Below are 11,219 nucleotides of genomic sequence, written 5' to 3' on the forward strand. Positions count from 1 at the left end.
CTGTCTAATATCTCGCATAACACTATTGTATAAAATGAAAAAGTTAACAATAATTCTTTTTCATTTACTAATAATGTAATTATATTGTAAATTAACTGTTAATATTCTCTGTTACAATTAAATAGAAACGATGAAAGGTGGCAAAGGAATATTGAGAAGAGAAATTGGATTGTTATTGCTAGTAAGTGCGGTTGTTCTTTCCGGCTGTAACTCGCATGATAATGGGAGCATCAAACAAGGGGCAAATGAATCTCAAAGTAGTCCCGTAAAAACGGGTACTGAACGAGGAACGAAAACTGAGGGGCCAGAAATGAAAACATGGTCATCCGAAAACGATGAGGTCAAAGTTTCTGTTGTTAAGGTCAGTAAGTACAACACTCCAGAGGTCGTTTCTGTAGAAGTAGATGGCGTAAAGAAGGAATTTAACTGGAGAGTGGCAGAAGATCCACGGATCTTTTATATTGATGTAACCGGCGATACTAAACCAGAAGCTGTTATTATAACTAATCTAGGCAGAGGCAGTGACTCTAGTATTGATGAGCTGCATGTGCTTAATAGTTCGGATTTATCAGAAATAAAAGTGCCAAATTATGAAGAAGTCTCCGCAAATATCGAAACAAATGTAACTAAAGCTAAAGACGGAAGATTAACGATCACAATTGAAGCACAGGGAAAAGAATATGAGTTTAATGATACTGTTGTATATCCAGGTCTGGATGTGCAAGATAAAGTTCTTTTCGGTGGTACAGTTACCTATGGATTAGAGAAGCAAACTTTATTTTCGTATCTCGGTGGAAGTATCGGAACTTCACCTATATATGTTACCGAGATCCTTGTTACGTATAAGTTTGACAGTTCAAAGAACGAATTTGTTGTAGATCACATTTCACCGAAATCGGTATCTGAGAAATAGAAAAGGCTGCCAATTGGCAGCCTTTTCTATTAGCAGATTAACCGGTATAGTCAAAAAACATGTGGTTACCCACTGAGATTTTAGAAGTGACTTGAACAGTACGACCGCCTGGGAAGTTATAATAGAGTTTACCATTTTTAGTGAAGCTAAGTTCTGCGAATCTAACGTTAGTAGCATAGAAACACTTAATCCCAATTGGATTCGAAAAGCTGCTTAAGTTTGAAGCAACATTTACAATGTTGGTCCATTGGGGGCTGGATGTATCAGGTGCCAGTACTTGAGCAAGGTTATGATCCCAAAAGCAAGTAAAAGCACTTGGCGCAAGTACTACTGCTTCGATGGAGTTAAGGTTTTTGAATTCCTGATACGTGGAAATATATTTTTCGGTGTTTCGCTGCTCGGCAGCGGCACAGCAATTAACAGCTGCGGCGGCACTGGTGGCGGAGGCAGCACATTGACGCTTCAGCCGACGGATGATTCATATGTACGCGATGGCAGCGGTGCAAATAAAAACTATGGAAGCGCAACGGTGATGAATGTTAAAACGGACTCTATAGAAAACAATCGACATACGTATTTGAAGTTTTATTTGACGGGGGTCAGCTCCAGAGCCAGCGCGAAGCTGAGAATCTATGGAGACGCATCCTACAACACGACACTGACAGCATATGAAACAGGCGCCAGTTGGTCAGAATCGACAGTGACCAGGAACAATAAGCTGGCTTCAGGAAATATGGTGGGGAGTGTGTTCATGAATAATACGAAAACATATTACGAGATTATCCTTACCGCGTATACCGCAGCTCAACTGGCAGGTAATAAAGCCTTGTCCATCGTGCTGAGAGAGGATGCAGGCAAATATATAACGCTGAACAGCTCGGAGAACAGCACAAATCGGCCGGAGCTGGTCATTACACAGAACTAGCTCTGTATTGAGTTAACAGTAATATCGACACTTCGAGCACGATATTGATCCTATGAGACCTTCTTGTTGACAAACCGTGATAAATTCATTACGATGACTTTAATCGTAATTCTTACGAATAAATAAACAAACAATACGGAGGAATACCCATGAGAGTGATTGTTACCTTGGCTTGCACAGAGACCGGTGATCGGAACTATACAACGACGAAGAACAAGCGGACACATCCGGGCCGCCTGGAGATGAAAAAGTACAGTCCCCGGTTGAAAAAGCATACCCTTCATCGCGAAACCCGATGACATCAGCTCATTTGCCGAGTTCTGAGGGGGAGGTTCTGCTCAGCCGGCATCCCTCTCGTTTCTGGCAATGGAGAGAGAGGGAGCTGGCTGCATGGGCTTCGCTGTCGAAGCCAAAGAAAGGCAAGAAACGCCTTGCTCTGTTCGGCGGTGTGCATGTGGATGCTGAGATGCTTCCGGTGTTAGAGCAATTCAGAGCCATCCATGTTCAGACAGAGTTTTCCTGCGCGGGCGTAAGTCTTGCCGATGAACCGGAGGAGCATTCGTTATATGCCTACATTACCGTGAGGGATTCCGAGCCCGCTCGCAGGCTCGTGGCCTATCTCATGAACAGCATGCGGCATCGGCTGCTGGTGACGTACGAACCGGAACGGGGCCGCTACGATCTTTCCTCATGGATGATTGGGCATAACCGCTCCTTCTGTTATTTGTTAGAGCAATACACTAAACGCTTTAGGATTGAAAATGATAAACGGAGTTGAAGCATAATGTCACAGCCTAAAATACCGGTAACGGTATTGAGCGGGTACCTGGGAGCCGGCAAAACCACATTATTGAATCATGTTCTAAACAACCGCGAAGGCCTCCGGGTGGCCGTCATTGTCAATGATCTCAGTGAGGTCAATATTGACGCAGAGCTCATTAAGGGTTCCGGCGGGTTATTGCGGACGGAGGAGAAGCTTGTCGAGATGTCCAACGGCTGCATCTGCTGCACCCTGAGAGAGGATTTGCTGAAAGAAGTAGCCCAGTTAGCGAAGGAGAATCGGTTTGATTATATTCTCATTGAATCAACGGGTATTGGCGAGCCCCTCCCGGTGGCTCAGACCTTTACGTATGTGGACGAAGAGAATGGCATCGATCTGACACAGCTGTGCCGACTGGATTGCATGGTTACTGTCGTAGATGCTTATCGCTTCTGGCATGATTTCTCTTCCGGGGAGAGTCTGCTGGACCGCCAGCAGGCCACCGGGGAGGATGATCTGCGGGATGTGGTCGATCTGCTTATCGATCAGGTTGAATTCTGCGATGTACTGATACTGAACAAATGCGATCTGGTGGAGGAGTCTGAGCTGCAGCGGCTGGAAGGAGTGCTTTCCAAGCTGCAGCCGAAGGCGAAGCTGGTACGCAGTGCTCACGGTAAAGTAGATATTCATGAAATTCTAAATACGAATCTCTTCGATTTTGAAGAGGCCAGCCAGTCTGCGGGGTGGATTCAGGAGCTGCAGAAGGAAAGCCACACTCCTGAGACCGAAGAATACGGAATTTCCTCCTTCGTCTATGACCGCAGCCGCCCGTTTCATCCGGAGCGCCTGCTGGAGTGGCTGGAGAACTTCTCTGAGGATGTGGTGCGGGCCAAGGGGAATATGTGGCTGGCTACACGCCCTGATATGGCTACGAGCATTTCCCAAGCGGGACCTTCCATTCGGATCGGTCCTGCCGGGCACTGGATTGCTGCGCTTCCTGTAGAAGAGCAGGAGCTGCTGCGTGAGGAAGAGCCGGAAGCCTTTCAGGGCTGGGATGAGGTATGGGGGGATCGCTCGACGCGAATCGTATTGATCGGCATAGATATGCCGGTCAAGGAGCTGACGGATTCCCTGGATCGCTGCCTTTTGACAGAGGAAGAGATGGGTGCGGACTGGAGCCTGTTACAAGATCCTTTGCCGAATTTTGAGATCCAGGAAGTTCAAGCTTAGACCTTAACCGCATCCAGCCCTATATTTGAGTTCATACGGCACACATGCTATCGTAAAGCATAAGACCCTCTCCTAGAGCGGAGAGGGTCTTTCTGTATATATGACTCGGAGGTGCAAACGAATGAAAGCGCTATTTATCGGAGGTACCGGAACGATTAGCTCGGCGATCACCACTTCTCTGCTGGAGCAGGGCTGTGAGCTGTATCTACTGAATCGGGGCAACCGCAACGACCAGCTGCCGGAGGGAGCACGCCTTCTTCAAGGTGATATTCATGATGAAGACCATGTACGCGGGCTGATCCAAGAGCTGGAGTTTGATGTGGTTGCGGACTTCATTGCGTTCCATCTCTCAGACGTTGAACGGGATTATCGTCTGTTTCAGGGCAAAACCAAGCAGTTTATATTCATCAGCTCTGCCTCGGCCTATCAGACGCCGCTCTCGCATTATCACATTACAGAAGGCACTCCATTATCTAATCCGCATTGGGAATATTCCCGCAACAAGATCGCTTGTGAAGAATATCTGATCAAGCAATATCGGGAGCACGGCTTTCCGGTCACCATTGTCCGGCCCAGCCATACCTACGATGAGCGTGCGCTCCCGCTGGGCGTGCATGGAAGCAAAGGCTCGTGGCAGGTTGCGAAGCGCATGCTGGAGGACAAGCCGGTCATTATTCATGGAGACGGAACGTCCCTGTGGACCATGACGCACAACCGTGATTTTGCAAAGGGCTTTATCGGGCTTATGGGCAATATTCACGCGATCGGGGAGGCCGTTCACATAACGTCTGATGAAACGGTCACCTGGAATCAAATTTATGAAATGATTGCGGATGCGCTGGGCGTCAAGCTGCACGCGGTTCACATATCCTCTCATTTCCTTGCTGGCTGCGACCCGGAGTTCCAAGGCTCTCTGCTGGGGGATAAGGCGAATTCCGTCGTCTTCGATAATAGCAAGCTCAAACGACTCGTTCCAGGCTTTGCGGCAACGACCCGGCTGGATCAAGGAATTCGGGAGACGGTAGCTCATATTTTGCAGCACGAGGAGCTCCAGCCATCCGATGAAGCCTTTGACGCCTGGTGCGACCAGGTCATCTCTGCCATTCAGGCTGCGGCCCGGAGTCTGCAAAGCTAGAGTCTCTCGACATGACAAGACCGCCTTTGGCAGATGGCCAAGGCGGTCTTTGGGCTGTCTCGTCCTTATGCGTCAGGCCGGGATGCTCCAGATCCTTTGCCGAAATAGAAGATGCCCAGCGCGCCCCAGATGACCATGAGCAGGGCTGCGCCAATGAGCACCGGCACCGGACCGAAGGTGGCGATCAGCGGCATGGAAGCCGCAGTGAACAGGCCGCCGCCGAGAAACGGCTCAAAGATGACCTGCTTGTACCCAAAGCTGTCAAAGGCCGGCGTTTTTTTCTCCGGATCGACCATCTGCAGCAGTAAAAGTCCCGTTGTCGTCATCGCGGTGGACTGTCCGTATTCCAGGGCGGAGCGCTCGGCCCAGTGGTCGGGCATCATTTTTTTGGCGATAACAAAGATTCCGAACCAATTCCAGCCAAGGCCGAACAGCAGCAGAATGAGAAATACGAAAATATGCTGGCCGATTTGCGACAGCGAGATGGAGACAATGGCGGAGACGATCATGAGATCCAGAGCGACGCCTTGAATACGAAGCATCATGCCCCGGTCGATGAGCGGAAAAGGGAGAAAGCGGCCGTACACCCACTGCACGAGCACGCCTCCCACCAGCGCCAATGGAAACAGCGGAATATGCTTCACAATGTAAACCTCGTAGGCACTGCCCCAGGTGACCTGCTCCAGCCATACGAGACTCTGCTGCAGCAGCATCCCGGCCCCAATGGCCAGAAATACGGCCACGAGATTGGCGGTCAGGGAGTCCATGGCTTCAGCACGGGTTGTTTTTTCAGCGGCAGGGATATGCTCCTCCTCGAAGCGCCCTTCCTTCTCAGCCTGTGTGCGATCCTCTGCTTTTTTGGCATGAGAGGTGTAGCCCTTGCGGACCGTGTAGTTCACAAACAGCACGCCCGTGACCAGTCCCAGAATAATGCTGGAGGCAGACAGGCCCATCGCGATGTCCACGCCCTCCGGGAAGCCGAGGCTTTCGAAGGTGCTGCGCAGGCCCGCCGCCGTGCCGGTTCCGCCCTGCAGGCTGATTTCAATCAAGGCTCCCGCCAGCGGACTGATATCAAATAAAGGACCAAGAATAAGCAGGAATAACAGCAGCCCCAGTACATACTGTCCCCAGCCGATCGTCATGCCGTAGGATAGATGGGGCCCGGCCTGGTTCCACATTTTTTTCAGGCGAGGAATGGGCTTCCCCAGAAACAACGCGGCAAAAATCAAGGTGATCGAAATGTCTGTAATCCCCGTCATCACCTGCAGGACATCCTCCGAATACAATCCCCCGGACAGCGCGGACAGGCCCAGCAGCGAGGCGCCCTGACCGAGCACATCTTTCCCCAGCAGCAGGCCAAGCAGGCCGGCGATTAACGAGGCGGGAATGAAATAACGCTGCAGCAGAGCGGACCTGACTCTCAGTGCATGCCCGGCGGCCAGCAGAATGCCAAGAATGACGAAGGCTACAAGTACCGGATTGAGTTCCATGTAAGATGAATGTCCTCCTGTTCTTTAAGAAACATGCTCACATGACCTATACCCGCTCACTCAAAAGGCAAACATGACATGGCAAACGGAACAGCTTGCCAAGACCGCTGTCCTGCCCGTAATAGCACTTAGCAAGGAGGCTTTGGGAAAGGGGGAGGGAATGCTTTTTCTCGTTTAACATGAACAGCATCCGGGTACAGGTAGGGCATAACCAACTTTAAGGCAAAGGAGCGAGTAGACATGGATACACCGATTCAATCGTTTTATGTGCATGATGATGGAGAAGTCCCGAATCATCCCGAGCTGCCGGTGATGGTTTATAAGGGCGTGTTCCAGGACGGAGCGCTCAGTATGGAAGCAGCCTTTAAACGCCACGGCTGGAGCGGGAGCTGGAGTGGCGGGATCTATGAGGAGCATCACTACCATAGCAATACTCATGAAGTGCTGGGCGTGAAAGCCGGCAGCGCTACAGTGCTGGTCGGTGGAGACGCCGGACAGCGGCTGGAGCTTCTGGAGGGCGACGTGCTTGTCATTCCGGCAGGTGTAGCGCACAAGAAGCTGGAGAGCAGCTTTGACTTTGAGGTCACGGGTGCTTATCCGAACGGAGCCTCTCCAAATCTGCGCAAGCGTGATCCCGCGCAGCGGGCACAGTCCATCTCCGAAATTCAGAACGTGCCGATCCCTGACCAGGACCCCGTCTTCGGCGAAGAAGGACCTCTGCTGCACAAGTGGGTGAAATAGATATTCATCATGCGGAACATGTTCAGGCATAACAAAGGACCGTACCTCAGGACGCTGGTGTCTTGCGGGTACGGTCTTCTTCTCATGATTTCGATGTAGAGCGTTTAATTGTTCAGTGTGAGGATGCCGGAGGAGTGCAGCAGGACCAGCAGCATAAGCACGGGAGCGACATAGCGCATCATAAACAGCCATATCTTGAACCAGCCTGCCCGAAGCCCTGCGGCTTCAGACGCGCCTTTCCAGAAATAGCCGACATAGATCGTCGTTGCAAGTCCGCCAATCGGCAGCAGGACATTGGAAGCGATAAAGTCGAGCCAGTCAAAAAATGATTTGCCGCCCGGATTCGTAAACAGCTCCGACAGTCCGAAGGAGAGCAGTGACGGCAGGCTCACCAGCAGAACAAGCGCCGAGACCAGCAGCACGGCGGGCGTTCTTTTCATCCGCAGACGCTCCATGGTATACGAAACCGGTACCTCCAGCAGTGATACCGTCGAGGTTAGTGCTGCAAAGGCGAGCAGAATGAAGAACAAGCCTCCGAAGAAGGAACCCAGCGGCATTGCGGAGAACGCAGCCGGAAGAGCCTTAAATACCAGAGACGGTCCGCTGTCCGGCGCAATGCCGAAGGAAGCGATCGTCGGAAATACGATCAGGCCGGCAATAAAAGCATAGATGAGATCCCCGGCGCCAATGGCTGCACTGGCCGAGCCCATAGATTGGCGCTTATCCATATACGCGCCAAAGGTCAGCATAATTCCCATCCCGAGAGAGAGGGAGAAGAAGGCATGCCCCAGCGCTACGAGCGCAGCCTCGGCAGAGAGCCGTGAGAAGTCGGGCTTCAGGAAGAAGGAGACGCCTTCTGCAGCGCCCGGCAAGGTCAATGCCCGGATCATCAGGATGATGAGCAGCACGATAAGAGCGGGAATCAGCACCTTATTGAATTTTTCAATGCCGCCGGCAATGCCTTTAATGACGATCAGCGCGGTTAACGCCATGACAACGACGTGCCACACCAATGGCATATAGCCGCTGACGAAGCCGCCAAATTGTCCATCAAAGTCCGTACTTTGGAACAGCTCGCCGCTAAAGGAGAGCACAGCGTAGTGCACCGTCCAGCCGGCGATGATGAAATAAAAGGACAGGATCAGAAAGGGTGCCAGCACCTGCAGCAGTCCGAAGAAACGGAATGCCTTGGGCCCTCCGGCCTTACTATACGAGGAGGCGGCGCTGCCGCGTCCGGTACGGCCGATGGAAAGCTCTGCGACCAGCACAGGCAGACCGACCAGCACGAGACAGAGAATAAACAGCAGGAAGAATGCTGCCCCGCCGTTCTCTCCCGTAATATATGGAAACTTCCACATGTTGCCGAGGCCGACCGAGCTGCCGATGGCAGCCAGGATAAAGCCCCGGGACGAAAAGCGCTCGGTCTTGTCCGAGGCCAGGGAATGCTGAGGTTGTTGCTGCTTCATAAAGGCCTCCTGTCAGGCATGAAATCATGCTCTTCATTTCTCTTCTTTCTAGATAAATACTATTAGTCACCACAGAGGTCACTGAAACAGCCACGAAGCAAAAAATGCTTATGATTTAAATCATGCTGCCTAGATGTCTTGATCATGTTTTCATGATAACGAAAAAGCTCGCTTTTGTCTCGACAATTTTCGCACTTATTACGTATTCTTCATGAAACAGTACCTTATCATATCATTATACAGCCCGATGAGGAAAAATATGCTGCCGTTTATGGGCCCCGCACATGCTTGGGCTGCAGCAGCTTGCAGAGAGCATCCCTGCACGCCAAAAAACCAGCCCCGTCAAAGCGGGGCCGGCATTTGAGATCCCAAAGCTTATTTATTACTTGCGTTATACGCCGCGGTGAATTCGTCCATAATTTGCTGACCGCCGTCTTTTTTCCACTGATCAATAGCAGCCTGCCAGGCGGCTTCATCAATCTCACCCAGTATGAATCGGACGCGGGCATCCTCAATGATCTTCTTCAGCTGCGCACCCTTCTCGGTATTCGTCTCGGAATCCAGAGTCAGGGCGGGGTTGGCTACAGCCACAGCTTCATTTTCCTTATTCATATCCAAAGCTAATTGCTCCAGGGGATGCAGCACACCAGGGGTAGCGTTTTCAGTAAGCATACCTACGGAAAGCTGCGTGTATGGAGACATCAATCTGGAGAAGCCCTCTTTGTCCGTGTGCTCTGCCTTTCCGTCCTTGATGGCATAGGTTTCGCCTTCAATACCCCAGGTGAAAATGTTAGACATCTCTTCGTCCATCAGCTTGTCAAAGAAGTCCAGCACTTTCTTCAGCTCTTCTTCTGTCTTGACGGCAGACTTGGAGATCAGGAAGAAGCCGTTACTGCCGCTCTCGGAAAAGATCTGAGTGCCACGCGGTCCCTCAATCAAAGAAACCATGCCGACCTTCGCGTCCGGATCGATCTTCTGTGCACCACGCTCACGATGGAGCGCTACCGTGGTTACCTGCTTCATGGCGCCGGCTTTCGCGGTATCCCACAGCTTGAACCAGTTCTCGTAGGACGTAATCGGGAAATCCTGATTAATAATTTTCTCGTCAAAGAGCTTCCGGTAGAATTGTAGCGCTTCTAAATAGGCTTCGGTCTGGAAGGATGGGATCAGCTTGCCGTCCTCTACGCCCCATTGATTCGGGGCGCCAAAGAAACCGGCAATCATATCAAAGTTGGCCAGAGAGTTGCTCTCGATCAGGCCATAGGTGTCATCCTTGCCGTTGCCGTCCGGATCCTGCGTTGTAAACGCCTTCAGCATATTGTAAAACTCATCGACGGTGGCTGGCTCTGGCAGTCCGAGCTTTTCCAGCCAGTCTTTCCGGTAAGTGATGGTGTTTCGGGCTAAATCGCGGACCGACGGAATCCCGTAAATTTTGCCTTGGACCTTCAGGTTGTCATAGACCTGCGGCTTGATCGCAGACAGGTTCGGGTAATCCTTCAGATAGGGCCCGATCTCCCAGAATACGCCGCTCTTGATCGCATTAACCACCGGCACTTCATAAAAAGCTTTGATCGCGGAAGGGAAGTTGCCCGAGGCCACGGTAACGCTAAACTTCTCGGTGTTACTTGAAGAAGGGACGCCGATGACGTTAATGTTCGTGTTGGTGTATTCTTCGATCATTTTCAGAATTCTGGAATCGTTCTCCGGCACTTGGGACTCGTGGTGGAACTGGAGGCTCAACTCAAAGGGCTCGGATGAACTGGAATCGGGGGTCTTGGCTGGTGTGGCTGAAGAGCCGCCATTGCTGCAGCCGACAACACCAACCAGGACGGCGGTAGATAACAAAGTGAATGCTTTCGTTTTCTTTTTCATAAGATAACCTCCCTATAATAGTGAATGAGCAAAGGGGCATCGCAGAAGAGACCCTAAAAGATCAGATCAGCAGCTGCGACGCGAGAACTTCAGGTGCATAGATTCCCTCCTTTTTCCTGTAGGTACATTAACTTTAAATGCATCTCGTACGGACGTCTATGTACACCTTTATCACATCTAGAGGGTATTCTGGTGCATATTAGAAATTACATACAATAATCCCTTCCTTGGGTGAAAAAGCGTTGGAAAGCCTGTGGCTGCGCGCTCTGCGTCACTTGTCGAGATGATGATTATAGACAGATCAGCATGCAGAGCATCCCTGAACGACAAAAAACCGGCCCCGCTAAAGCGGGACCGGTCTTTCGTTAATCTAGAAGGAAGCTTACTTGTTCACTTCACTGTAAGCGGCGGTGAATTCGTCCATGATTTGCTGACCGCCGTCTTTCTTCCATTGGTCTACAGCAGCCTGCCAGCCGGCTTCGTCGATTTCACCCAGGATAAACTTGATGCGGGCATCCTCGATAATCTTCATCAGCTGTGCACCTTTCTCGGTATTCGTTTCGGAATCCAGAGTCAGGGCCGGGTTCGCCAGAGCGACCGCTTCGTTCTCTTTGTTCATATCCAGTGCTTGCTGCTCCAGTGGCTGCAGCACGCCTGGTGTCGCGTTGTCGATCAGCTTGCCTACAG

At 51.1% G+C, this 11,219-nt stretch carries 10 protein-coding genes and 1 pseudogene; 7 read left to right on the forward strand and 4 right to left on the reverse strand.

Going from position 1 to position 11,219, the window contains the following annotated elements:
* Nucleotides 1-151: 151 nt before the first annotated feature.
* From JJQ72_RS11560 to JJQ72_RS11585, 6 genes are all read left to right on the forward strand, one after another.
* Nucleotides 152-913, forward strand: coding sequence for a hypothetical protein (locus JJQ72_RS11560; RefSeq protein WP_208203769.1), 762 nt, complete (start codon nucleotides 152-154; stop codon nucleotides 911-913).
* Between the two features lie 277 nt (nucleotides 914-1,190).
* Complete coding sequence (locus tag JJQ72_RS11565; RefSeq protein ID WP_208203770.1) at nucleotides 1,191-1,838, forward strand: CBM96 family carbohydrate-binding protein; 648 nt, start codon at nucleotides 1,191-1,193, stop codon at nucleotides 1,836-1,838.
* 149 nt (nucleotides 1,839-1,987) lie between these two features.
* Nucleotides 1,988-2,137, forward strand: a complete 150-nt coding sequence (gene rpmG / locus JJQ72_RS11570) for a 50S ribosomal protein L33 (protein ID WP_138227413.1) — start codon at nucleotides 1,988-1,990, stop codon at nucleotides 2,135-2,137.
* Between the two features lie 11 nt (nucleotides 2,138-2,148).
* Complete coding sequence (locus JJQ72_RS11575) at nucleotides 2,149-2,616, forward strand: hypothetical protein (protein ID WP_243896028.1); 468 nt, start codon at nucleotides 2,149-2,151, stop codon at nucleotides 2,614-2,616.
* Nucleotides 2,617-2,622: 6 nt separating this feature from the next.
* A complete protein-coding gene (locus tag JJQ72_RS11580; protein WP_208203772.1) occupies nucleotides 2,623-3,828 on the forward strand; it encodes a GTP-binding protein in 1,206 nt (401 codons plus the stop codon).
* A 121-nt stretch (nucleotides 3,829-3,949) separates the two neighbouring features.
* Nucleotides 3,950-4,963, forward strand: a complete 1,014-nt coding sequence (locus JJQ72_RS11585; protein WP_208203773.1) for an SDR family oxidoreductase — start codon at nucleotides 3,950-3,952, stop codon at nucleotides 4,961-4,963.
* Between the two features lie 65 nt (nucleotides 4,964-5,028).
* Here the strand turns inward: JJQ72_RS11585 and JJQ72_RS11590 are convergent, their stop codons facing one another.
* A complete protein-coding gene (locus JJQ72_RS11590) occupies nucleotides 5,029-6,453 on the reverse strand; it encodes a sodium/glutamate symporter (RefSeq protein ID WP_138227409.1) in 1,425 nt (474 codons plus the stop codon).
* Nucleotides 6,454-6,693: 240 nt separating this feature from the next.
* Here JJQ72_RS11590 and JJQ72_RS11595 point away from each other — a divergent pair, with 240 nt between their 5' ends.
* On the forward strand, nucleotides 6,694-7,194 hold the full coding sequence (locus JJQ72_RS11595) for a cupin domain-containing protein (RefSeq protein ID WP_138227408.1): 501 nt from the start codon (nucleotides 6,694-6,696) through the stop codon (nucleotides 7,192-7,194).
* 104 nt (nucleotides 7,195-7,298) lie between these two features.
* Here JJQ72_RS11595 and JJQ72_RS11600 read toward each other — a convergent pair whose 3' ends face one another.
* The 3 genes and pseudogenes from JJQ72_RS11600 to JJQ72_RS11610 all read right to left on the reverse strand — a co-directional run.
* On the reverse strand, nucleotides 7,299-8,660 hold the full coding sequence (locus JJQ72_RS11600) for a sodium-dependent transporter (RefSeq protein ID WP_208203774.1): 1,362 nt from the start codon (nucleotides 8,658-8,660) through the stop codon (nucleotides 7,299-7,301).
* Between the two features lie 375 nt (nucleotides 8,661-9,035).
* Nucleotides 9,036-10,532 carry an extracellular solute-binding protein gene (locus JJQ72_RS11605; protein WP_138227406.1) on the reverse strand — a complete coding sequence of 499 codons (1,497 nt, stop codon included), beginning with the start codon at nucleotides 10,530-10,532 and terminating at the stop codon, nucleotides 9,036-9,038.
* 382 nt (nucleotides 10,533-10,914) lie between these two features.
* A pseudogene (locus tag JJQ72_RS11610) lies at nucleotides 10,915-11,219 on the reverse strand (extracellular solute-binding protein); the annotation flags it as partial.

The organism is Paenibacillus sp. F411, from assembly GCF_017582705.1.
GTDB lineage: Bacteria > Bacillota > Bacilli > Paenibacillales > Paenibacillaceae > Paenibacillus_AQ > Paenibacillus_AQ algicola.

Coding starts and splice junctions, on each gene's coding strand:
- JJQ72_RS11605 (WP_138227406.1), bottom strand. CDS start 10,532: ATGAAAAAGAAAACGAAAGCATTCACTTTGTTATCTACCGCCGTCCTG.
- JJQ72_RS11595 (WP_138227408.1), top strand. CDS start 6,694: ATGGATACACCGATTCAATCGTTTTATGTGCATGATGATGGAGAAGTC.
- rpmG (WP_138227413.1), top strand. CDS start 1,988: ATGAGAGTGATTGTTACCTTGGCTTGCACAGAGACCGGTGATCGGAAC.
- JJQ72_RS11585 (WP_208203773.1), top strand. CDS start 3,950: ATGAAAGCGCTATTTATCGGAGGTACCGGAACGATTAGCTCGGCGATC.
- JJQ72_RS11590 (WP_138227409.1), bottom strand. CDS start 6,453: ATGGAACTCAATCCGGTACTTGTAGCCTTCGTCATTCTTGGCATTCTG.
- JJQ72_RS11600 (WP_208203774.1), bottom strand. CDS start 8,660: ATGAAGCAGCAACAACCTCAGCATTCCCTGGCCTCGGACAAGACCGAG.
- JJQ72_RS11580 (WP_208203772.1), top strand. CDS start 2,623: ATGTCACAGCCTAAAATACCGGTAACGGTATTGAGCGGGTACCTGGGA.